Raw genomic sequence first — 24,573 nt, forward strand, 5'->3', positions numbered from 1 at the left:
AGAGGAATGATAAGGGTTCAAATCCCACTCTCGGCGGAGTAAAAAAGGCCCAATTATATAATGTCCTAAAAGAAATGGGGATGAATTTTGAAAAGAAGCAATGATTCGTAGAACTATGAAAGTTTAATCTATTTTTGCGTTTTCACCATAGGCGACAAAGAACCCTCATTGGTCCAGAACATCCAGCATGTCAGCGTAAAATGGATAAACATGCTATACTCACTAGCTATGGGCTTCCTCCAAAACAAAGGTATACAAATAAAGTTTTTATAGGTAAATAACACAGAATCTAGTAAATTCTTCCAACAAAAGGTTGCAATTACAGTTTACGAAAATCAGGACTTTGGAAGTTTAGACTAGTATGGCTATGCCTAACTTCTTTCACTGATAAAATCCTTTTTAAATATTGTTAAGGCTAATTAGAATTTAACGATTCTCCATACGAAAGTTTCAGCATTTTCCAGGTTAACTTCAATATAATACGTGCCTGCTGCACCCTGCATTTCAATTTCAAGTGGACCGGTAATGTTCTTGTAGTCAGACGTCTTCACTACTTGCCCAAGGGTGTTTGTTATTTTTACAGACGCACTGCTGATAGGTTGGCGGACCATTTCCAGGTATATGTGCCGCCCGGTCAGCGGATTTGGATACAATTTACTGGTCAACTCCACTTCATTTGTAATTTTGACACTCCGTAGCCTGGAGTAGGTAAAGCTATCATCCATATCAATTATCTTCAAACGAAAGTAAGACACTCCGGCGGACAAATTGGTCAACTGGCTCTCGTAATGATGATTAGCCCCCGTTGTTCCATTGCCCATAACAAAACCGACCTTTTGAAAAGTTTTACCCGTGCTTGACATTTCTATTTCAAATCCTTTATTGTTTAGCTCCGAGGCGGTGCTCCATTGCAGCAACACATTGTTCTCTCCCTGCAAAGAAGCGGTAAAGCTGATGAGTGTAACCGGCAATACGCTTTGTGGTGCCTCAAAAGCACCCATGTCTATACTGGAACCTACCAGACGGGGATTGCCCGCGATATCTTTGTCTGTAGTAATACTGCCCGAATATGATTCATATAGGGCGTCACTCCCTGCATTCAAGGCCACACTGCCCACTTTTAATGTATAGTCTCCAAGACTGGGATTGGTAAAAATGTCGCCAGGTGTATACTTTGAAGCGTTGATGTTGTGGGGGAAAGTCGAACCCAGCATCAGGCTATAGCTTGCCTCAATGCCCGTCAAAGATTCAAGGACAACTGCATTTTCTTCAGAACCAATAAGAATGCTGTTGTAAACGTGTAGGGAGCCATCTGACAAATACAGTTCGCTGGCACCGCTTGCTGCCACATTACCACTTATGGTCGTATTTCCAAGCGAGATCCCGGAAGAGTAACTATATATTCCGCCTCCGTCCCCCGAAGAATTGTTTCCGCTGATAAACAAGTTGCTAAGTATAGACTGGGAATTGTCATCAGCCATTCCACCTCCATGAGATACAGCATAATTGTTATTCAGCGTCGAGTTGTAAAGCCTCGGATATGCAGAATAATTCATCATTCCGCCTCCGGAAACTGCACTGTTCTCCTTGATAATCACGTGGGCGACTATTGATCCAGAAGAGACATTGACCAAACCACCTCCAATGCCGCCACTAACATTTCTTCCATTCACGATGATCGAGCTGGCGAGATTGGCATTTCCACCAGTAATTGTGAATCCGTCCAGTTCCGCCGAGCCTTCATCTCCTGCGGAAACAACTACATGATAAGCGTTTTCCGTGTTTCCTGAAAAACTCAGGGTGGCACCAGATCCGGTTACCACATCATCTCCATTGAAATCGCCGCTCAAGATGCTCTTGTTGGCGGCCAGGGTTAAGTCCCTTTGGTCTAGCGTAGTTTCTGTCCCTGCAAAGCCGCCGTAGACTGGTATATAGCTAACCAGCGAAAAGCTGTTGTTTCTTCCGTCGGGTTTACCAAAGTTATCGTCCGCCGGGCTGTACAACGGTTTAAAAACACCGCCTGCCACCCAGATCTGGGTAACGGCAGGATTGGTTTTTGCAGCTACCAGCACATCCGCGAGTTCCGCAGACGCATTTGCCCAGTTGTTGCCCTTCACATTACCTGCGCCAGGCTGTTTTACGTAAACAATCCCATTGGCATCAGGCAAAACCGTCACATAGGGGCTTTCCTTAGCCCCCAGATCCACCGAGCCTTTTATACGCGGGTTTCCGGCCAGATCGGATTTTACGGCTGAAAGGTCTGGTGATTGTCCGGCTGCAAAAAAAGCATTGCTGCCCGCATGGATGGCAGGGCTGCCGGCTCTAAGTGCATACTCACCAAGGGATTGATCAAAAATATTGTTGGCATCTCCACCGTAAACCACCATGTTGGTGCCCGCAGGGTTATCCTGGACCAAACTATTCCTGTAAACAGGGTTGGAATTAGCAATATTCCTGACCCCGTTGTCGGCATTGATACCTGAGACGTTGCGATAGATAATGCTATTATTGATTTTTGGTGAGGAACCACTGTTAAATATCCCACCGCCGGGCCAGTCCGACACATTATCGACGACTGTGACATTGGTCAGCACAGGCGAAGAGCCCTCGTTGAACATCCCGCCACCATAAAATGCGGCGTTATTGCTAATGATCACATTGGTAAGCACCGGAGAAGAGGAGTCATTATTAGACATACCACCGGCGTAATTGGCAATATTTCCGCTGATTATCAAATTGGTAAGTATCGGTGACGAAACGGACAAAAACACGCCACCGCCAAAGTCAACTTTTACGGTCCTTCCGTTTATGGTTCTATATGCACCGTAGCTAAACTGGCCCTGGTTGTAATAATAATCGAAGGCCCTACCCCCGCTGATCGTAAAACCGTTCAACTCGGCCGAGCCTACATTCCCCGCGGAGACGACAACGTGGTAGGCATCGCCGTCCGATGCGGAATTGTTATTATCCAGATCACCGCTTAAAGTGCATTTGTTGGCCGCCAGGGTTAAGTTGCGTTCTGCCAGGGTGTTTTCATTGCCGGCGAACCCGCCGTAAATTTTCAAATTATTTACCATCAGAAATGCATTGCTTTTGTGATAGCTGACATTGGGGCTGTTGTTACCAAAATTATCATCTAGTGCGCTGTAAAGAGGTTTATAAACACCGCCAGCTACCCAGATCTGCAAAATAGCACCATTACTTTTGGCGGCAACCAGGGCATCGGCAAGTTCGCCGGCCGCATCCGCCCAGCTGCTGCCGTTGCCTGCTGAGCCTTTTTTAACATACACGATGCCATTGGCAGGCGTAATTTGTGCGATGATCTGATGCGAAAAAGCTATTGCAAATAGCATTCCGATAACACGAAATTTTTTCATTTGAACGTTGAGTTGAAATTGTTAGAGTAACCTGGATGAATGAATATATTCCAGGTTGGATAAGAATTTACCAGAATGACGGACCTATGCCATTGCTGGCAGTAGCTGAGTGAAGCCCAATATTTTATCATAAAAAAAGCCGTATGCAATTTCTATTGTAAATAGTGGGGTGGTAAGAGGAAATTCACAAAAAGAATAGGCCTGAGGCGGCGCGGCGTTTACCTGGATACCACGAAATGGGCAAGTCCTGTTGAAAGTCATCATGAATCGTTGAGAATAGAGGTTAATTAACCTAAAGGTACAAAAATACTGGCAGCTTTAAAGCTCCTTTGTAATGATTGTCAGAAAAACCTGCAAGAAGTTCTTGGGCGTAACCGATTCTTGCTACGAAAGCAAATAGGAGAAAACAAATGGTTTTGCCCTGTGCCAAAAAATGTGAAAGGTCATTCTATGTTCTGATGTTTCCATTAAAAACTGACCTTTTCTCAAATTTTAGAGTCTTTTGGCCGACACACCTAAAGTGCCCTGATCAGTGCAACCCCATTCAATTCAAGAATATCACATTCACCGAAACATGTCCGTATAGTGCCCGGAAGGCAATAATATTCCTCCGCTACTGGCATAATAATGGTCATCCAGATTAAAAACGCCGTTACGAACTTTTTCTCTTTCTTTGTTTTTTGCTTGCCTTTCGAACTCGTCAGGAGTCAAGCCACCAAGTGAACTATGCAGACGAAAAGAGTTGTATTCATTTCGCCAAATTTCAATCTTTTGTTGAGCGTACTCTGAAAAAAGGCACATGCAGTTCCGCCGGAATGGGTATGGGTAGCCGATATCAGCATGTTTGACACAGGGATCTTTGTTATCTCGCTGGCTCTGCGCTTAGCTCCGTCGATGATCTCACGAGATACCATGCAAAGATCCGAAACCACGATGGCGAGCTTTGTCTGGCTGTCGTCGAGCACAATACCGCGCGCAATGATTTCGTTATGGATACCTTGTATCGTAACATCCTGGAAATTGCTATTGTTTGAAAGTTCCGATCTTTGGCGAAATAATGCTCGTGGCTGCCCCGGCGCGAAAAATTTTCTCCGCCGGTGCCTTCTGGCGTGCAGCGCCGCCTTGCAAAGCAGGAAAATCACTGTCAAATACACATTTTTCATAAATATTTACAGGTTTAGGAATATGCCCGCAGGTTGTTTAAAGACGGGATAAGATAATCAGAATGGGTTCATTTCAATTTAAAAAAATATGACCAGCTCTGCTATGATCTTGCGGGAAGCCTCCGTCTCGAGGCGGTTCGTATTGAGCGCGGTTTCATACCCGCCCAGTTTATGCTGCTCCGGAGTAGACAGATAGCTATAACCCCATTGCCCGGTGTACTTTATATGCGAGTCGGCGAGTCACTACCAGGCACTTGGTGAATTTTACTGATCATGTAAATTTAAACTTGGCGCATCAACTTCATTTCTGAGTTTCTGTTTCACTACATCATGGGGATATTTCAAAGCGAGGTTCCGGATTTCATAACTGAACTCGGTAAAGGTTTCCTCCCAAAGCCTGACTTCTTCGGCAGTATACTCATAAAATCCATGTGCATTGGCAATGCCATTTCCTCCTGAATTTACGATATCGTCTATCAGCTTGGGTACATGCGTACTATTATTGAGTGTTGGCAACAAATCTTTCATTACCGTGTGATAAGCCGCAACACCAGTGAGATCCATCCAGCGGAACACGCCCATGAATGTCATAAAATAACCAGCATTGTTACGGCATGACCGGTCCACATCTTCAACCGATGCATATCCGTTTTCCACAAGGCTGATCGCCTCGCGGTAAATCGCGTACATCAGCCGGTTGGTAATAAAACCCGGAATATCCTTCCTCACCAATATCGGCTCTTTATGCCATAAGTGCGAAAGCTGATACAGGTATTCGCCGCCGAATTTGTCACTATCATCCCCGCAAATGATTTCCAGAAAGCGCGTGGTATGCGCAGGTTCGGCCCAATGCAATCCAAAAAACCGCTCGGGGTGAATGGTTAGCTTTTGAAGCGTACTGATCGGAATTGCCGAAGTATTGCTGGCCAGCAAGGCATCGGAGGCAATGACTTCCTCCACTTTTTTGAAGACCGATCCTTTAATGGCAATGTTCTCAATGGTGCATTCGATGACCAGTTTACAATTGCGCAGCTCCGCATATTCTTCGGTAATGGTTAACTGGCTTAAATAAAGTTCAGGATTATTTTCGATCAAACCATTTTCAAAAGAGTGCTTCAAATGGTTCCGGATCCTTCCGTCTGCATGGATTAAGTCACTGTTTATGGGGGCAACTGCGACCACCGGGTGACCGGCAATCAGTAAACATGTTGTAATGCTGCAGCCCATCAGCCCGAGGCCTACAACACCTATTGAAATTTCTTGTGGGTCCATTATTATTTACATTAAGGTTATCACCTGGCCCGTCCGCACCGACTCATCGCACGCGAATGCAATTCGAAGACTATTTACGGCGTCTTCCATATGGTCGGTCAGGTCTATATTGTACTCGATTGAGCTAATGAAGTACCGCTGTTCCCTGTTACAGAGTTCCTGATGGTCGGGCTCGTCCTGCAGATTGACCCACAGATCTTCCTTAGCAAAATTCTCATTCGCGTCCAGTTCGGAATAATGGATACGGATAGATTCTGTTTTGGTATGGGCTTCAATGGAAGACGATTTGCCCTCGCCGCCCGCTTCCTTGGCCACGATGGATACCGATCCTTTTGGTCCAAAAACATCCTTTACAAAAAAGGCTGTTTCACTCACCATAGGCCCCCATCCTGCTTCGTACCAGCCTACCGATCCATCCTCAAAACGGATCTGGAGCTGGCCGTAATTGTAATTACCAGCCGGTATTTCTTCTGTAAGCCTCGCGCCTATTGCATACACCTGTGTAGGTCGGGAACGTGTCATCTGGCACATCACATCAATGTAGTGAACCCCGCAATCCACGATCGGGCTCAGGCTTGCCATCAGGTTCCGGTGTAAAGTCCACATACTTCCCTGGCTCTGCTGGTTCAGGTTCATGCGCATTACCAGTGGTTTTCCAAGGTCGTGCGACAGGCTTACAAATTTCTCCCACGAAGGATGATGCCGTAAAATATAACCCACCACCAGTTTCTTGTCCGCCTTGTTTGCAGCTGCTACCACGCGTTCAGCACCAGCCACCGAATCAGCAACCGGCTTTTCGATAAATACATGGCACCCTTTTTCAAGAGCGGCTACGGCAAACTTTTCATGTGTATCGGGGTAAGTTGAAATACATACTGCGTCTGGCTTTGTAGCGTCGAGTGCTTCTTCATAATTGCTGAAAAGCGCAAATCCGCCGCCCAGCTTCTCGTTCAGAACTTCCTTGCTTTTTCCGGTGGAGACAATCCCACATATTTCAAAACCGCTGAGGGTATGGTAGGCGGCGGCATGGGAAGCCCCCATGTTACCGCACCCAACAACCAGAACTCTTAAAGACTTTTTTTGATCTGACATAGTATTAAGGATTTAGGAAAAGTTGAAAATTAAAGCTTAACTAAAACTTACTTCAGCGGTTTCAGCACCACTTTTCTGACAAACATTTCGGCCCCTTCCGACTGGATCTGGATGCGTCCTTTCGTGGGCTTGACCTGGGTAGCCTGATTGACCAGGGTCCCGTTGAGGTAAATGGAGATCTGATCTCCGTCAGCAATACATTCCATGGTGTTCCATTCGCCCACCGGTTTTTCTACCTCCTTCGCGCCTCTGAACCCTTTCACATCTTTCCAGGACGGGTCCCTGTTAAACCAGTCGATCCGGCCGGTGTTGATGGTAAGCGGCGTACCTCCTGGCTGAAACACATTGCCGCCGCCCTCTTTTTTGGGAGCCACGGTTGCGGTCAGGGCATATTTGTCGCTTCCATCGCCCACAACCAAAAAATCACCGGTACCCCCCTCAATAACCTGGCATTCAATAGAATACATCCAGATCCCGTGATAGCCGCCATCAGGACCTGTGGAGTGCAAAAGCACTCCGTTGTCCCTGGCACGGCCCTCCCTTGGGGCATAGGTTTTGTCCCCCCATATAAACTCGACGGTCAGCTTGTAGTTTTCGAATTCTTCATTCGTGACGATACTTCCATACTCCTCACCGGAGATGTGGATCAACCCTTTTTCTACTGAAAATACATTTTTTACATCCTTATCTTTCCCCCGGTCCTGTACGAATTTGTACCAGCCATCCAGGTTTTTTCCATTGAAAAGCTTGACGGACTTAGGCTTCGACTGTGCAGTACTTTTTTCTGAAACAAGCAGCAGACAGACCAAAAAGGGAACGAAGAGCGCATTTATCTTCATTTTCATACAATTTTCATTTAGAGAATTTCCTGATTACTTCTTTTCCCGTGCTTCAATCATCCTTTCCAGGCGGTAAGGAAGTGCTTCCAAAAACGCGGTAAGACTTGCCATTTCCGTGTTTGTAAGTTGCTGATCCAATCCGGGTGGCATCATGGACAAGGTTTGCGGATCAATGGAAACGATCTCCGTCCGGGGGATTCGCAGACCGGGTACGGGACCTACTTCGATGACAATCGCCTCGGGAAGCTGCTCTTTGATAACGCCGGTATAAGAAGTGGTTTTGGTCACAATCCGGAATGTTTCATATTCCCTGGCGAAGCTTGCACTTGGATACAGAACCGCTTCAAGAATATCATGTTTGGACCTGATCTCTCCAATATTGGTAAGGTCCGGGCCGAAACGTCCTCCCTCAGAACCCACTGAATGACACAGATAGCAAGATGCCTTACCATAAAACAGCTTCCGGCCTTCGCCTACATCTCCGCCTTTGAGGCGCGCTTCCATCTCCTGCAAATGAGATAACCGCTCGGCATGCTGTGCTTTTAGTTTGACAAGTAACGGTGCCGCCATCTCATTAACGGAAGGCGGAAAGCTTTTTAGCAGTCTTTGAAAATCCGGCTCCGACAAATTGTCAAGGCCGCCTGAACCTGATTGGATACCTGCAATCAGTTCTTTACCAACCAGTTCATTGCTGTTTCCTTCGAATGCTTCCATAAGGGAAGGCAACAGAAAAAGATCGGTTTTACCAATATGTTCCCGGGCAATAACCAGCAACTGATCGTTGTTAAGCTCGGCGTGGTTCAGTAAACGCACCGCAAGCTGCCGCACGGGAGACTCATTTTCCTTGCCAATGTATTTCAGCAACATCTGAAACTCGGTGTCGGAAAGTTCAGGCGCCGACATAATCCGTGCACTCAGCGCTTTCAAACGAAAATCAACCGAAGTTTTTTCTTCCCTGATAATCTTGTTCAGACTGGGGTTCATTGCTTTAATCCTGCGGGATTCGATCAGTCCCAATATCTGGGAACGTACCCGGGCATCTTCACTGCGAAGTTGTTTGCCGATCTCGTTAACCCATGGGCCAGGCAATTCCTTTAATGAGGACTTTGATATAACGTTGAGCATCAATAGTTTCCTGTCGGGACTGGCGGCAGGGTTACCCAGCTGGCCAGCCACAAAATTCTGTACTGCCGGTTCATGCATGAAGGTGAGCATCAAATCGCTGATCGCGCTGGCATCCGGGTCAGAAAGCTTGCCATCACCCAAGCTTTTTTCAAGAAAGCTAACAACGATGTCCGTCCATTCCGGATGGTGGGATGCGATCCATACGGCCGTACTTCTGAGTTCAGGATCTTTGCTGGCAAGTACTGGAGCAAGGTCCCTTTTCTGAAGCGGGGCGCCGTCCATCTGGTCTAATGCCGTAAGCGCGGCCACACGGATCTGAGTGGAAGGATTTTTAAGCGCCTTAACCAGAGGTGCTGTCGTTTTCAGCAGGATCAGTGAATAGACAATGGCGTGTTTTACAAAACGGTCGCTGTTATCGGCAGCGCCGTTCAGCAAAGCAGGCACGGCGCGTACATCCCCTATTTGCCCCAACGCGGTAGCAGCCTGCCGACGTACCGGCGGGACATCTTTTTGAACCAACTGCATCAGCTTATCTACTGATTTAGAGTCCCTTGCCAAACCGATCGCTCTTGCGGAAGCGGTACGTACCACACTGCTTTTGTCGTTCAATCCATTACGGACACCAACCAATGCATCAGTTGTGTTGATCCTTGATAAAACAAAAATAGCGGCAGCACGGATGTTGTCATCTTTAATAGCCGGCAATGCGCTCAAAACCGGTGCGACGGCTACATTTCCACGCGCCACCAATTGTTCGGCAGCATTGTCAGCAACAAAAGGCCGTGAATCCGACAGGTATTTCAGCAGGGCTGCTGGCGTCTGTTTTTCAAGGTCCAGCTTATTCCCCCACGGATCAGTCACCTTGGCAGCACCTGTCTTGCGGATTCTGTAAATACCTCCTTTTACGTCCGGTTTTGCTACCCTGGATAGTGGGCAGCCTTCAATGAACCAACCTCCTGTAATAACTACCAGCATACTCCCGTCGGCATCCTGCAGAACATCGGTAGGATGCGAATCCGAACTGATGGATTTCATAAAGACCTCATCATCGGTTTTGTATGTTGCCCCTTCTGCCGAAACGATATGGCGCATCACACGGCCGGTATTGAATTCTGCGTGGAAAAGATCCCCGTTGTATTCAGGGCCAAAATTTGGTCCGCGGTAACGCATCAGCCCTGACGGAGCAACCCGCGCCATTTTGGTCATGACCGGCATAAGATCTCCGGTCATCTTCAATTTATCCTCTTCTATCGCCGGATTGGGCTTAGGATAGGTACCTCCCTCAACCCAATGCATTAATGCATCGCGCTGGCCATCCTGCGGATCGATGAAGTAGGTCATGGTACCGATCGTTTCTCCCGAAGGCATAAAGGCGATTTCAATGGAGTTGTCGAACCCGCCACCGGCCATTGGTTCCAAGCCGGTCCCGTCGGGACGACAGCGCCAGGTCCGGGCAGTTTTGCCTTTCAAAACCTTATTTTCCTTGGTGGTAATGTTAAATCCTCGTCGGGCGTCGGTAATGTACATCCATCCGTCCGGCCCGAAGAATGGTCCTCCCAGCGTTGCGCCGTTCGAGTTTAATGTCCAGCCGGTCATAATAACCTCCCTTATATCCGAAGTTCCATCGCCGTTGGTGTCGGTGTAACGTACCAGGTTTGGAGATTCGGTCACATACAAGCTACCCTGGTAAAACACCCCGCCTTTGGGAAACGGAATATTTTTTGCGAAAATCTGGTTCTTCTCGAAATTACCATCGCCGTCCACATCTTCCAGCAGACGGACATGATAGGACGGCTCCGCCAGCATTTTTGGTGTACCCATGATATTGGGTTCTGTGGACTCAAAGACGAATAACCGGCCTTTGCCATCAAAACTTGCGAACATCGGGTAAGAAAGTGACTCGGAAGCCACGACACTTTCGATCGTGAAACCTTCTGGCACCAGGAGCCCCGTAGCTTCCTGGGGACGTTTGTCGGTTAAACCAAAAGAAAAAACACCCACTAAAGACAGCACGGCGAGCCGCACTATCCTTTTGGTTAAATAACGATTACTTCTTGATACTAATTGATTCATGCCTTGCAATTTCATTAACATAATACTGAATGGAAAATGTCAGGACCAGATCTGGCTATCATGGGTTCTGGACCAGATTGTGATTGATATTAACCTCACGCTCAGGGATATAGTACACTACGCGCGGTGCATCAGGCTCTACCCGGAAATTGAAGTTGTCTGTACCGTGCATACCCGGATATGCTCTTACCAGAGGAAGATTGTTCCTGTATAAATCACCCGGACGATGGCCTTCATAGGCCAGTTCCAAACGGCGTTCTTCCAAAACCACATTCAATACACTTCCGCGGCCGTTGAGCGCACCGACGGTGTAGAGCGCGCTGCCGGAAAGGCCTGCGCGGGTACGGATCAGGTTCACGTCGTCAATAGCCAGCTGATTCTTACCGGTTTTGGTGTAAGCTTCTGCGCGGTTGAGATACATTTCTGCAAGACGAAGATAAACGGGAGAAGCCAGGTTGGCCGTTCCTTCCTGCCAGTTGAACTTATTGATAAAGTACTGGGGTGATGTGCCGCGGTACTGAAGCTTTCCGTCAATATAATGCGGCGTGATAAAATTCAGGCGCGCATCCTGGGGGTTTTCGTTCAGCAGGTTCCAAAGTGCCTGCGAAGTATAATATTCGCCCCAGCCGGTCGACAGCGTTTCGGGATCATTGTAATATAAAGACCCGACCGCGTTTTTGTCTTTATTGTCGGCCAGCGTATGCCGGAAATTGAAAATCGTTTCAGGATTACTTTCCGGTACCAGCTTAGGCGACTCTTTGTACATCTCGGTGGTAGCCAGCTGGTAACGTTTCGAATCGATCACTTTGTTGGCATACAGGATGGCATTTTCATTGTCCTCCATATACAAATAGATCCTGGACAAAAGTGCGTCAACCACTTCTTTTGAAGCAAAATCCGCATTTTTCAACTCCTTCATCAGAGTACCAGCTTTCAGAAGGTCGGCAATGACAGCGGTATAAACTTCCTTCACTGTATTTCTTGCCGGGTACAAATCATCTTCAATGCCCAAAACGACCGGAACGCCCGGGTTTTCTCCTTTATTCTGTGGGTAAGGACGACCAAACAACCGTACAAGGTTAAAATGTGCCATCGCCCGTAAATAAAGGTTCTCGCCTTTTAATTGATCCAGCGCATCCGATTCACCGTCAGCTATCTTGTTGATGATCAGATTAGTAGAATAGATGAGCTTGTATGATTCCGCCCAGAAATTTGTGGTCGGATACATCGCAGGTATGTGCAGGTAGGATGCCCCCAGTGAAGCCTGGTCCCCATCCGCGCCACTTTGCACCACATTATCCCCCGGCCACTCATTCAGCGTCAGGTAATTCCTGGTATAGTCTTCCGTCACCAGCATCGCGTAGTTACCATACGTGGCGATCTGAATATCAGCCGGGGTGGCCAGCGCAACTTCATTGGATTTACTGTCGTAGGGCTGCAACTCATTGTCACAGGAGGCCGTGAAGATCAGCAATGCAAAAACTATATTTTTAAAAATGATATTTGATTTCATGATTTCCTTTTTAAAAGCCGATATTAATTCCGAACAATACTTTCTTACTGATTGGATATTTGATGCTGGAAGTCCCGCCTGAGGGGCCCAGCACTACTTCGGGATCCATACCTGAAAATTTGGTGAATGTTACCAGATTGTCCGCGCTAACGAAAAGCTTCACATTCTCCGACCTGATTTTCCTTGCAAGATGATCGGGTAACTGGTAAGAAAAATTGATGTTCCTCAACCGGATATAACTTCCGTCTTCCAGATACCTCGACGAGGCCTGATTGGAGTTTTTATTACCTCCGAAAACAGGTTTTGGGTGCGTGGCGATATCGCCCGGTTTTTCCCAGCGGCTCCATCCGTCGGCCAGTACCATGCTGTTGTACGTGTAGTAAGCACCGTCAGAATCGAATAACGCCCTTGAATTATGATATACCTTGTTGCCGCTCACGTAGTTGAAAAAGGCGGACAATGTAAATCCTTTGTAACTCCATGTATTGCTCATTCCGCCAGTAAGATTCGGGGATGCCGTGCCTACGTTCTGTTGGGTTGCACTCGCGTAAGAGTTAGTTGTCGTTCTGACTTCCTCGCCGTTAGCACCTTTCGAGACTTGCTCCCATAACGGATCGCCCGTGGCAGGATCTACGCCCATCCATTTGCGCATGTTCCAGGTATAAAGCTGCTGCCCTTCGCTAATGAGTATATTTCCCGTCCTGATATCCTTGCCCTGATCCAGCGTAAGTACTTTACTACGGTTAAACGCGATGTTGAAATTTGTCACCCACAGGAACTTGCCTTCCAGGTTCACGCTGTTCAGGTTCAGCTCCAGACCGCGATTCCTTATCGCGCCTACATTCCTGATCACAGAGCCGAAACCGCTGGTGAAAGGCATTTCAACATTAAGCAAAAGCCCGTCAGTCGTCTTATTATATGCATCAATATTCAACATCAGCCTTTTGTACAAACTGATATCCAATCCAAAGTTCAGGGTTTTCGCTTTTTCCCATGTAAGGTCTTTGTTGTCCATCTGGTAAGGAAATGCGGCCGAATTGCCTGCATATTGGCTGGCGAAGCTGTAAAGCCCAAACGATTGGTAATTTCCGATCTCTGCATTGCCGGTTACCCCGTAACTCGCGCGAAGTTTCAGCAGATCGAACGCCGCGAAATTCTTCATGAAACTTTCGTTGCTCAAAACCCACGAGGCACCCAGGGTATAGAAATTTCCGGAACGGTTATTAGCCCCAAACCGGGAAGAAGACTCATTTATGTAAGATCCAACCACGAAATACCGGTTAACATAGCTGTAATCAAGCTGGACAAGACCTTTGATAAACGAGTTTTCATTGATACTGCCCGTAGCGGAAAGTATCCGGGAGGCAGTATTCATCACGTGCAGGCCAGGCGCAAACCCTTCCCCGGTTACGCCATCGGCATCGATTTTGTTCTTTTCACCTTCCAGAACAGCAAGTGCACTTAGTTCATGTTTGCCGAAATTTCTATCATAGTGCAGGCGATTTGAAGTGATCATGGAAAGATTGTTAACGAACCCGTTGGTCAGCCGTCCCAGCCCTTTTCCTGCTTTTGCCCTGATATCGTAGTACAATTCACTCTTTGAAGTGGAAGTGCTCACCCGGTTGTAAGACGAAAATGTCAGATTTTTAAGGATTGTATAATCCAGGTTAAGATCACCATCCAGGCCGGAAGCATTGGCCTGATTCAGGTTATACTGCCATCCATGCAGGAAGTTCTCCTGCTCTCTTCCGTACCAGCCACCATCCGTTCCTTTGTTTACGGAACCGTCGGAATTGTAAGGATTATCCCAGGGCATGTTGTTATAAGCTCCGTACAAAGCACCATCCAGCCCCGCGCGATCCGACTCTTGTTTGCTGAGCCTTGCATTGATCTTCACATTAAGCTTCAACTTATCGTTGATCTTATGTGTAATGTTAGCTCTTACATTGTACCGTTTTGCATCATTATAGTGCAGCGTTCCCTGCTCGTTATAATAATTTCCGGAGATATAGAACTTGGTATTTTCAGAACCTCCTGAAAGCGATAGAACATAATTTTGCGTGGAACCCGTCCTGAATGCGAGGTCCTGCCAGTTGGTATTTTGTGCTACTACACTTGCTGGTATTTCATTATTAAAACGATCGGCCGGGTAGAAACTCTTTTCATAATCATACAATTGTTGCGAGTTCATCACTTGGAAATTACCCGTTGTAGCATTGTTAAAACCGGCGGATGCATTAAAATCGATACGAGTTTTTCCTGATTTCCCAGATTTGGTAGTAATAATAATAACGCCGTTTGCAGCACGGGAACCGTACAAGCCGGTCGCCGCAGCATCTTTCAGGATGGTAACTGATTCGATATCGTTCGGGTTTGCATTCCCTCCGATGATCCCGTCCACTACCATCAACGGAGCCGAGCCTGCTGTGATGGAACTCGACCCGCGCACCACAATACTGGGCGTGGAGTTAGGATCTCCGGATGAGTTGGAAACAATAACACCCGGTGCTTTTCCCTGCAATAAATTAATGGGATTGTTGGAAGTAACGTCATTAAGCTGCTTTCCGGTTACGACGGAAACCGAACTCGAAAGCTGGGAAAGCTGCTTGGAAGAATATCCCACCACCACTACTTCGTTCAGTGCCTTGGTATCGGCTACCAATGAAACGTTGATCACTGTGGAGTTGCCTACCGCGACTTCATGACTCTGATAACCTACAAAACTAAACATCAGTACGCTCTGGGCGTCAGGCACTACTATTTCGTATGACCCATCGACGCCGGTATTGGAACCCTGGCTCGTACCCTTGATGACAATGTTTACGCCGGGCAGTGCCTCTCCTTTCTCATCGCTAACCTTGCCCGCTATACGCAGCTCATTTTTGACCTGTAAAACAGGTTTTATTGGGATAGCTGAGGTTTTCAAATCGATGGTGGATCGTTACAGATTTGTTCAGGTTCTGTGCATACGAATCCTCCGCCAACGCAATTGAGCAGATTGAGCAGATAAGTATGTAAAAAAAAGCGCTGTATTTCATTGTCATTAGAATATAACGAACAACTTCACCCCTCGGGAGAGATTTTTTCATAATTTTGATAACATTAAAGTGATAGGAAATAAGTTTTGTAGCTACCGTTAGATTTCGAAGGCTGCGGAATGCATACAAATTGGAACTTTCATTTTACTGGTTCCCCGGGATTGTTTCCGGGGATTTTTGCTGTCTCGGGGTTTTTATTCATAGGCTCAGGTTTAGATTACGTCTCATAAATATTCTTTCAGTTTTCCAAATAGCTTGTATTGGTCCGGATATTATTACATCTGCCATCCAGATGGTACTGTGCGTTTCCAAGCTTGGTTACTGTTCCGCCCAACGAACCCGACAGCATTTCCATCACGTTCTCGAATGGCGTAACTGCGTCAAAATCAGCATGTACTTGACAATCGCTCAAATTTGTGTTATAGGTAATTTTCACGGGGTAGTTCCTTTCAAGCGTTTTGATCACATCCGACAAAAGCGTATTTCTGAACTGCAGCTTCCCATTTCGCCAGGCAATTTGCGCCGCTGCATCTATATCCACCTCCTTGTAAATATTTCCATCCGCATATTTCACTTGCTGGTTCCGGACGATCTGAATTGCAGATTCAGGAGAATTAACCTCTACTTTTCCTGTCATTACGGTCACAGAAACGGCCGGGTCTGCCTGATATGCCTTGATGTTGAAGCTGGTACCGAGCACCTTTGTCGTTATTTTCCCGGATTGGATTATAAAAGGCCTTTCAGTATCCCTGACAATTTCGAAATAAGCTTCCCCTTCCAGGCTTACTTCCCTGCTATTTTTTTGAAACGAAACAGGATAAGTCAGTTTGCTTTCTGCGTTGAGCCAGATCACCGAACCATCTTCCAGCGTAACTTTTTTCCTTTCGCCTATGCCGGCAACCTCCGTATGCGTCTGTACCAATAAAGCGAGAGCAGTATCCTTCAAAAGAGGCGCATCGGACCAGCGGGCAATAAAATAGCCGCCCACTCCACAACTTACCGCCAGCAAAATCCAAACCGCTGCGACACGCGTCCAAAGTGGCAGTATGACAAAACGCCGCGGAGCAGAATCCAGATCCTTTTCGAAAGTCACTTTCTCCAAAAGCTTTTCATACACCTGCTGAACAGCTTCTTCGGCTGACCCATTATCCAGGTCTATCGATTCCAAATGCCGCGTAATCAGGTTACGTAACGTATCGTTATTCTCCGGCAAGTTGAAACGGGCCAGCAACTCGCGTATCTGATCAGGCGCGCATTCGTTAGCCAGGTACCGCTCGAATAGTACTTTTATTTGTCCGTTTTCTTCCAAAGCGATTTACGTCAGTTAAGATTCTGGACTTAATACGCTTGGTAAAATATTATCCTCTGCTGTGGAGTGAAAAAAAAATTAAATTTCATTCAACTGGAAAGTGACAGTACGAAGTTCTGTTGGGAAAAAAAAATCAACGGTTAAAGGATAGCTGAATTTACGATAGATCTATCAGAATCCAGATAAAGAGCGAAATTGCTACATCGCCATGCATCTGAAGATATTTCCTGATCGCGCGGTTTGCTTTAACGATGTGGTCGCTGATCGTGGAAGTGGAAATTTCGAGGAGCGAAGCGATCTCTTCGTAACTTTTACCTTCTATTTTGCATAGTTTAAAAACCTGCTTGCGTACGGCGGGTAACTGTTCGATGGCCTTATTGACGCATTCGAGCCTTTCCTCAAATACTCCGCTCTCTTCGGAAGGACGGTAATATATGGCGGCTGAATGAACCAGGTTCTCAGTTAATATTTTGTCCCTGGCCACTTTGCGAAAATGGTCATACATCAGATTTTGAGCGATTGTAAACAGATATGCTTTAAATGGTTTTGTGAGATCTATCTGCGCACGTTTTTCCCAAACTTTTAAAAAAAGCTCTTGCAAAATTTCCTGAGAGGTCTCTTCACATTTGGTCAAACGTAGAATATTGGAGTATATCTGGCCGCTATACTTAAAGTAAAGATTCGTAAAAGCGTCTTTGTCTCCTTCAATTAATTCTTTCAAAATCCCATTTTCCAGCATACAAAAGCTATTTAACCCGCATTGTACCAATTTTTAAGTGACCCATAGTAAAGATAGCATATAATTTGTTACTGTCAGCAAATACTAAAAAGTGTCGGGCACCTTCTTGCTAGTAATATTTTTCTTAACCATCTGAATAAACTTGAGGCTCGCCTAAGCATAATTCCGGTTGTGCTTTCAACTGTATCTGCCGCCACACTCAAGTTTGAAATGGCGCGGATTGTCAGACCACGTAAGAATTTTAAATCGGGCAATTCATTTTACCAACATTTTTATCAAAAAGGTGTTTAAACCTATTCATGATAGGTAAGATTCCCTGTTAAATTTTAAATTTTGTGGTGTTGAATCATAAAATGAAGATCTCCCCTGTTTCCAATATCCCCTTTATTTCTCCGAGACACTTCCAGATTTGGCACCGGTAAAATGTACTATCGCATAGATGGAATTGCAATAATAAAGAGGACAAAAAGTTAAGCCGCAATTTTCTGCTTGTTTAAAAACTCTTCAAATTCTTTCGGAGATATTGACCCAAGAGATGAATGAAGCCTTTTTCTGTTATACCAGATTTCAATGTATTCAAAAATAATAATTCCCGCTTGCTGCTTATTTATGAACTTGTTTTGGTAAACACACTCTGCTTTTAAAGTTTTGAAAAAACTTTCTGCAAATGCATTATCCCAGCAATTCCCTTTTCTGCCGCCGGACGGCCCCGTCGTGCTTCTGATTACAAGTAGGTTTTTGTCCAGCAGATTTTTAAATTCGTTGCATGCGGAATAAGTACCCGAGGGGTTGACGTCCATTAAATTGCTATCATCCTTCCAGAGTAATTAGGCCGTCATTATGCCGAACACTTTTGGCCGCTTTTAACCAGCTGTCACAGTCAGGCCGCTAGTTTTGCTATTCTTTTTGACTTGTTATTTTGGGAAAAACATTCAAGCAATCTTTAAACATCTGAAATTTCTCTTTACATCTTTGTAATAAAGCAATGCACCAAATTGTTTGGAAAGAAGCGCGCTGGCAATGCTTAGCTAAATAATAAGCAAAGCATCTGGTTAATCCTGAATGTTGATAGTTTTATCTGATCATTGCACCTTTAATTACCTGCGGCTACTTTTGAGTTACAGAAACAATGTTAGGCTAAAATGGATAAACTAGAGGCGGGATTTTCCAACTCCACAACAGGAATTCAAATGTGTTATAATTGAGAGACTTTCTGAACCAAGCTCCCGCCTTTAATGGTACTTTGAATCCATCCTAAAATCTAGGCCGGAGCGTACCTTGCCCTTTCAAGGGTATTTGTTTAATAGCCTGGTGATCTTTTATAGAACCGCAACAGTAATAGAACACTAGAAGTTAACATGTAATAATTGAAACCCAAAACACCTATGAAGATTCCCCAGGACATCAAGGCTGCCTGACAGTTTAACCCTTATCTACCGGTAATTGTGTCAAAATAAACTTCCAGATGTTTATACATGGCCTTGCGGAATTCGTCCGGAGTGCCTTGTTTTAAACAGATAAACAAATCGTGATGTGTCACTGGGTTAGGAATATTGTGATGTATTCCTTTATTATAATATTCTGTAAAAACATGCTCAAAAACCGGCATTAGCAAATTCTGGAACCTTTTGAAAGTATCATTTCCAGTCATCTCATATAATTTTCCATGAAAGGCCACTTCTTCCTCTCTGGAAACAACAACAGCGTCCTTTTGCTTTGAAACGACAGCTTCCAGCTCATTGAGATTCTTATCCGTTTTACGGGCAAAAAGAAACTCGGAAATCCCCATTTCCAAAATCAGGCGAAGCTCAAAAATATCTTTCAGATTATCCTGACTTAACAAAAGAGGGTTAAGCACCTTTTCAATTCCTGCCAACAGGTCAGGCTGCGCCATGATCATGCCTCTGCGCGGACGGGTCTCGATCATTCCCAGCATACGTAAGCGGCTCAGGGCTTCGCGTACCACATTTCTGCCAACATTCAGCTTCTGAGAAATTTCCATCTCATTTGGTAGTGAATCCCCAGGTATAAGACCGTTTTCCTTAAAGTATTCTCTCAGGATATTCTCAACCCTGTCGGTCATCGACAGGCTTCCCAATGGTTCTAATGTATTGTGTTTCACTTCTGACATACTCTGATTTGCACTAAGTTGACGCAATATAGCATTTACCGCAGAAATCAGTAACAAAAAAATTTATTTTCAGACAAAACCATTAATAATAAAATACTATTAATAAATTTGTCCTACAAATGAAATTAAGAAGATTATTTGCTTAAATCAAAAAATCTTAGTGCAAAATGATTATCGTCTAAACTTTTAATTACATTAAATCGATGCGAAAGTTCTATTTACCAACATTAATTTCAATTTACATTTTGATCTCAGGCACCCAGGTCACGGCCCAGCAAACCGTACACGGAACTGTTAGCTCATCCGAGGACAATTCCCCAATGCCCTTTGTTACAGTCGTTGTGAAAGGCACACAGATTGGTATTAATACGGACGCACAGGGTATGTTCACAATCGCCGCCTCGCCAAAGCAAACTCTGATATTTAGTTTTGTCGGATACAAAACACATCAGTTGGAAGTCGGCTCACAATCGGAGATTAATGTTTTGCTGGCCGCCGATGCAGCCAGTCTGGATGAAGCGGTTGTGGTTGGATATGGAACCCAGTCCCGATCAACATTGACTACCTCGATCACAAAACTGGATCCCAAGGTTCTGGAGAATACAACCTTTGCTAATGCAGCCTCCGCTTTACAGGGAACAGTTTCAGGTGTGAGAGTTCAGACAACATCAGGCCAGCCTGGCGTTTCGCCACGTGTGATCGTCCGCGGCGGGGCCTCAATCAACAACCCCAATGGTGCGGCGCCATTGTATGTCATTGACGGTATGCTCAGGTCAGACATGGATGGGATCAACGCTTTGGATATTGAATCCATGCAGGTGCTGAAAGACGCTGCCGCCACAGCCATTTATGGTGCCCGGGCTTCAAACGGCGTGGTGATCGTCGCCCTAAAGAAAGGAGTAGCCGGCAAGACCCGCATTAATTACAGTTATTCACTGGGTTTTACCAGCCTGAGAGATACATACAATACACTCTCAGCCAGGGACTATATCTATTACGGACGTCTGGGAGTGGCGGCTATTGGAGAAAAGCATCCGGAACGTTTATCCTGGTTGTCGGGTGCCAACGGACAGGGAATCGGCAATGACCTGACTAATAACACGGCCTACACCACGCAATACTTATCAGATGTTAACAAGCATAAACTTGATGAAGGATGGCAAAGCATGCCCGACCCTCTTAACCCATCCAAAACTATTATTTTCGATCAAACAGACTGGCAGAAGGTACTCTTCCGGAGGGGCGTAACACAGGACCATTATCTGAGTTTTTCAGGAGGAAATGAGAAGGCCACCTTTAATATGGGTGCGGGCTACACAAAAATTGACGGGATAGCCATTAAAACCAATTATAACAGGTTTACGGCCAACATGAACGGCAAGCTTCAGGTCAACCGCAAAATGTTTGTATATGCCGGGCTCAATCTGAGCCGCTTTGGAAATAATTCAGTTTACAGTGAAAGTGAAATGTTTGAACGTTCGATAGGTCTTCCTCCTACGGCAAAATATAAATACGAGGATGGCAGCCTGGCTCCGGGGCAAAATAAGAGCCAGGGTAATCCTGAATATTACATGGGCAGAACAAAAAACAATAATCAGGTAAACATTATAACCGTTTCAGGAGGACTAAACTGGGAAATCCTGCCCAATCTGATTTTTGAACCGGTTGTATCGCTTATTTACAAAGTCACCGACAGCAATGCGTTTCAAAAGTCGTATTTCAATACTCCGGTCCAGTTTGTAGATTCCAGAGACGCCAGCTCATCTTATGCCAAAGCAGATCAAAAGCAAATGGATGCGACTCTGAGCTATACAAAATCATTTATTAACGCGCACAATTTTCAGGTTAAAACCGGACTATCCTATTTTGACAGACAAAACCGCTCACTCGATGCTTCGGGAAGAGGTGCGGCCACAGACCTGATTTCCACATTGAATGCTTCTGCCACGCCCGTAAGCGTTTCCAGCTCGGCGACTTCCCAGGCCATTTTAGGCTTCTTTGGAAGGCTAACGTATGACTATAACCGTAAGTACCTTTTTGCGGTTACCGCACGCTATGACGGCGCATCCAATTTGGGCGATAAGAATAAATGGGGATTTTTCCCAGGTATATCCGCAGGCTGGAATGTTCATAATGAAAGCTTCTGGGTTCAGGATTCTCCGCTTACTAATCTGAAGCTGAGAGCAAGTTACGGGGTTAATGGTAACCTGGGTAATTTGTCTGATTTTCAGGCTCAGGGACAATACACAGTTGGAGCACGATATGACGGCCTTGCAGGGGTTGAATATTCCGTCATGGCTAACCCGGCACTTCGCTGGGAACAATCCAAAACACTGGACTTCGGTCTGGATGCCGGCCTTTTCAAAGATCGTCTGCGGTTGATTGTGGATTACTACCGCCGCAATACCCAAAATTTAATTACTACCCTGGCCCTGCCTGAAGAAACTGGGTTCAGCAGCATTCTTACCAATCTGGGAAGTCTGGAAAATAAAGGTTTGGAAATGGAAATTTCATCCGGTTTAATCTCAACGGACAATTTCACCTGGATCCTGTCACTTAACGCTTCAAAGAACAAAAACAAAATTCTTAAACTTCCGGATAACGCCAATGATAATAACCGCATCGGAGGATTCAATGTGTATGATCCGGCCTCAGGCACTTATGTGTGGAAAGGTGGATTGCAGGAGGGCAGCGCCATCGGGAACATGTATGGATATAAGCAGATTGGAATCTACGCAACCGATGAAGAAGCCGCAGCTGGTCCGCGCGACGAGCTGGTAGCAGGCACTGACAAGAGAAAATTCGGAGGAGACGTTAACTGGCTGGATGTTGATAAAAATAAAATCATTGACACCAAAGACCGTGTTTACATGGGAAATATTTATCCAAAATGGACCGGAGGCGCATCAAGCACATTGGCATTCAAGGGCCTGAGTTTGTATGTAAGAATGGATTATACGCTTGGCCATACCATATACAATTATGTAAGGGCGAATATGAACGCACAGTTCCAGGGCGATGTGAATGGGACAACAGATCTTTTGAGATCATGGCTCAAACAAGGTGATAAAACAGATGTACCACGTTACTATTGGGCCGACCAGGCAGCTCAGTCCAATTACTGGCGTGGTGATCCGCGTAATCTGGATAATGGCGCTGGCAATTCTGTAAACTATGAAAAGGGGGATTATTTGGCATTAAGAGAAGTCACATTCAGCTATACGCTTCCACAGAAATTCCTTAAAAAGGTTGGTGTTAGTAGTCTTAAAGTAAATTTCACGGGCAATAATCTTAAATATTTTACAAGATATACAGGTCTGGCGCCAGAAGAAGGAGGACTTGACAGAGGAAGATATCCCGTGCCACGGGTGTTGACGATAGGAATAAAAGCCTCATTTTAATTAATCATAAAGTCCTGAATATGAAAAATTTAAATAAAATATACCTGCTCGTTGTGGGAATCTCTCTATTTTCATGCAACAACCTGATTGATCTGAAACCTGAAAGTGTCATATCGGTTAATTCATTTTGGAAAACCGAAGAAGATGCGCAGGGCGGGCTCGTAGGAATGTACAACCAGTTTCGAACATTCGTAAGAACCGACCTGATCCTGCTTGGCGAAGCCCGAAGCGAAGTGATGGGAAACGGTACAGCCAATGCGGATTACCGCATCAAATATTTTGAAAATTCAATGACCCAAAGTAATGCCGACCGCAACTGGTTACAGCTCTACCGGGTTGTCAACTATGCTAATCTTGTCATCAAGTATGTGCCTGCGATCAGCTTCAAGAACGAAGCCACCAAAAATGCTACGATCGCCCAGGCTTATTCGATGCGCGCTTATGTTTATTTTTTGATGGTCAGAACCTGGGGAGCTTTGCCGATTATAACCGAACCTGTTGAAGGATATGACCCGGTAACAACCTATAAGCTAAGATCTCCGGCCGAAGAAATTCTTACTTTTATTAAGAGTGATATCGTTAAAGGTAACGCGTTGTACCCGGGAAACACTTTTAATGCGACCAGGAGCTTTTGGTCCAAACCGGCACTCAATATGTTAAAGGCGGAAGTCTATCTGTGGACAGCCAAACGTTTAAATGGCGGCAACGCTGATTTTACAGCCGCTCTGGCAGCACTTAACGAGGCGGAATTATCCGATCTGGCTTTGCAAAACAATTTTGCTGACGTATTTGCCTATACCAATAAAGGAAATAAGGAGATTCTGTTTGCCTCACATTTTGCCGATCTGGAAGCAAGTGACAATTACTTTGCCGACATGTATACCTCAACGCCTACTGCCAGCGACGGAATAACACCGGATATCATTGCTGCAATCGGTGCGGGCGGAGGCAATAACTGGTGGGCGCCTACGGCACTTATACGCAATCAATTTACAGAAGATGATAGTAGAAGAAAGGCTAGCTTTCTGGAAATTTATATGACTAAAAATGGAGCCACTACTTTTTCCACTTCCATCGTTTTAAAAGGAAAAGGTTTTGTAACCGGAGGTGTACGCAAGTTTTTGGATGACATTATCATTTACCGCTATGCAGATCTTCTGCTTTTAAAAGCAGAAGCAAAAAATGCCCTGGGCCAGGATCCGTCAACGGAAATTAACAAAGTGCGCCGGAGAGCTTATGGTGAAGCATTTAGCAAACACACATTTATAAATGGATCTCAGCCCGCAAATGATGAAGCAATTCTTCAGGAAAGACTTTTCGAACTTGCATTTGAAGGAAAAAGATGGTGGGATTTGATCCGGTTTAACAAAGCATTTGAAAAGGTACCCTCATTAAAAGGAAAAGAGGCAAACCAGTATCTATTGCTTTGGCCTTTGACGCTTCAGACCATGAGCCTTAACTCAAAACTGGTGCAGAATCCAGGTTACAATTAAAATTGATC

The 24,573-nt window shown here is 45.4% G+C and carries 14 protein-coding genes and 1 pseudogene; 2 read left to right on the plus strand and 13 right to left on the minus strand.

The window, feature by feature from the left end; all coding sequences use genetic code 11:
- Window positions 1-419 precede the first annotated feature (419 nt).
- The 13 genes and pseudogenes from FDK13_RS25285 to FDK13_RS25340 all read right to left on the minus strand — a co-directional run bounded on the left by FDK13_RS25285 (window position 420) and on the right by FDK13_RS25340 (window position 19,671).
- A complete protein-coding gene (locus FDK13_RS25285) occupies window positions 420-3,377 on the minus strand; it encodes a choice-of-anchor Q domain-containing protein (protein WP_137342797.1) in 2,958 nt (985 codons plus the stop codon).
- Between the two features lie 564 nt (window positions 3,378-3,941).
- Complete coding sequence (locus FDK13_RS36700) at window positions 3,942-4,178, minus strand: integrase core domain-containing protein (RefSeq protein ID WP_137342798.1); 237 nt, start codon at window positions 4,176-4,178, stop codon at window positions 3,942-3,944.
- Entirely contained in the window at window positions 4,085-4,540 is a 456-nt protein-coding gene (locus tag FDK13_RS36705; protein WP_170982909.1) for a hypothetical protein, read from the minus strand. Before FDK13_RS36705 ends, FDK13_RS36700 begins: the two co-directional genes overlap by 94 nt.
- Window positions 4,541-4,804: 264 nt before the next feature.
- Window positions 4,805-5,812, minus strand: a complete 1,008-nt coding sequence (locus tag FDK13_RS25295; RefSeq protein ID WP_137342799.1) for a 3-hydroxyacyl-CoA dehydrogenase family protein — start codon at window positions 5,810-5,812, stop codon at window positions 4,805-4,807.
- A gap of 6 nt (window positions 5,813-5,818) precedes the next feature.
- Window positions 5,819-6,904 (minus strand): Gfo/Idh/MocA family oxidoreductase, encoded by a 1,086-nt coding sequence (locus FDK13_RS25300; RefSeq protein WP_137342800.1) that lies wholly within the window; start codon window positions 6,902-6,904, stop codon window positions 5,819-5,821.
- 47 nt (window positions 6,905-6,951) lie between these two features.
- Window positions 6,952-7,713 (minus strand): 3-keto-disaccharide hydrolase, encoded by a 762-nt coding sequence (locus tag FDK13_RS25305; RefSeq protein WP_220417422.1) that lies wholly within the window; start codon window positions 7,711-7,713, stop codon window positions 6,952-6,954.
- Between the two features lie 63 nt (window positions 7,714-7,776).
- Window positions 7,777-10,941 (minus strand): PVC-type heme-binding CxxCH protein, encoded by a 3,165-nt coding sequence (locus FDK13_RS25310; protein WP_170982915.1) that lies wholly within the window; start codon window positions 10,939-10,941, stop codon window positions 7,777-7,779.
- Window positions 10,942-10,999: 58 nt separating this feature from the next.
- On the minus strand, window positions 11,000-12,454 hold the full coding sequence (locus FDK13_RS25315) for a RagB/SusD family nutrient uptake outer membrane protein (protein WP_137342802.1): 1,455 nt from the start codon (window positions 12,452-12,454) through the stop codon (window positions 11,000-11,002).
- 10 nt (window positions 12,455-12,464) lie between these two features.
- Window positions 12,465-15,380: a SusC/RagA family TonB-linked outer membrane protein gene (locus FDK13_RS25320; RefSeq protein ID WP_170982916.1), complete on the minus strand. Its 2,916-nt coding sequence runs from the start codon at window positions 15,378-15,380 to the stop codon at window positions 12,465-12,467.
- Window positions 15,381-15,730: 350 nt separating this feature from the next.
- Window positions 15,731-16,801, minus strand: coding sequence for a FecR family protein (locus FDK13_RS25325; protein WP_137342804.1), 1,071 nt, complete (start codon window positions 16,799-16,801; stop codon window positions 15,731-15,733).
- A gap of 157 nt (window positions 16,802-16,958) precedes the next feature.
- Window positions 16,959-17,540, minus strand: a complete 582-nt coding sequence (locus FDK13_RS25330) for an RNA polymerase sigma factor (RefSeq protein ID WP_137342805.1) — start codon at window positions 17,538-17,540, stop codon at window positions 16,959-16,961.
- A gap of 470 nt (window positions 17,541-18,010) precedes the next feature.
- A pseudogene (locus tag FDK13_RS25335) lies at window positions 18,011-18,244 on the minus strand (IS3 family transposase); the annotation flags it as partial.
- Between the two features lie 725 nt (window positions 18,245-18,969).
- A complete protein-coding gene (locus FDK13_RS25340) occupies window positions 18,970-19,671 on the minus strand; it encodes a FadR/GntR family transcriptional regulator (RefSeq protein ID WP_137342807.1) in 702 nt (233 codons plus the stop codon).
- A 203-nt stretch (window positions 19,672-19,874) separates the two neighbouring features.
- Here FDK13_RS25340 and FDK13_RS25345 point away from each other — a divergent pair, with 203 nt between their 5' ends.
- Window positions 19,875-23,072, plus strand: a complete 3,198-nt coding sequence (locus tag FDK13_RS25345; protein ID WP_137342808.1) for a SusC/RagA family TonB-linked outer membrane protein — start codon at window positions 19,875-19,877, stop codon at window positions 23,070-23,072.
- Between the two features lie 20 nt (window positions 23,073-23,092).
- On the plus strand, window positions 23,093-24,565 hold the full coding sequence (locus FDK13_RS25350) for a RagB/SusD family nutrient uptake outer membrane protein (RefSeq protein WP_137342809.1): 1,473 nt from the start codon (window positions 23,093-23,095) through the stop codon (window positions 24,563-24,565).
- Window positions 24,566-24,573: the final 8 nt, after the last annotated feature.

The organism is Dyadobacter frigoris, assembly GCF_005280585.1.
Classification (GTDB): domain Bacteria; phylum Bacteroidota; class Bacteroidia; order Cytophagales; family Spirosomataceae; genus Dyadobacter; species Dyadobacter frigoris.

What these genes read in the sequence shown, in the direction of transcription:
- FDK13_RS36705 (WP_170982909.1), bottom strand. Translation starts at nt 4,540, where the DNA reads ATGAAAAATGTGTATTTGACAGTGATTTTCCTGCTTTGCAAGGCGGCG.
- FDK13_RS25300 (WP_137342800.1), bottom strand. Translation starts at nt 6,904, where the DNA reads ATGTCAGATCAAAAAAAGTCTTTAAGAGTTCTGGTTGTTGGGTGCGGT.
- FDK13_RS36700 (WP_137342798.1), bottom strand. Translation starts at nt 4,178, where the DNA reads ATGTGCCTTTTTTCAGAGTACGCTCAACAAAAGATTGAAATTTGGCGA.
- FDK13_RS25340 (WP_137342807.1), bottom strand. Translation starts at nt 19,671, where the DNA reads ATGTCAGAAGTGAAACACAATACATTAGAACCATTGGGAAGCCTGTCG.
- FDK13_RS25285 (WP_137342797.1), bottom strand. Translation starts at nt 3,377, where the DNA reads ATGAAAAAATTTCGTGTTATCGGAATGCTATTTGCAATAGCTTTTTCG.
- FDK13_RS25350 (WP_137342809.1), top strand. Translation starts at nt 23,093, where the DNA reads ATGAAAAATTTAAATAAAATATACCTGCTCGTTGTGGGAATCTCTCTA.
- FDK13_RS25310 (WP_170982915.1), bottom strand. Translation starts at nt 10,941, where the DNA reads ATGAATCAATTAGTATCAAGAAGTAATCGTTATTTAACCAAAAGGATA.
- FDK13_RS25345 (WP_137342808.1), top strand. Translation starts at nt 19,875, where the DNA reads ATGCGAAAGTTCTATTTACCAACATTAATTTCAATTTACATTTTGATC.
- FDK13_RS25315 (WP_137342802.1), bottom strand. Translation starts at nt 12,454, where the DNA reads ATGAAATCAAATATCATTTTTAAAAATATAGTTTTTGCATTGCTGATC.
- FDK13_RS25295 (WP_137342799.1), bottom strand. Translation starts at nt 5,812, where the DNA reads ATGGACCCACAAGAAATTTCAATAGGTGTTGTAGGCCTCGGGCTGATG.
- FDK13_RS25330 (WP_137342805.1), bottom strand. Translation starts at nt 17,540, where the DNA reads ATGCTGGAAAATGGGATTTTGAAAGAATTAATTGAAGGAGACAAAGAC.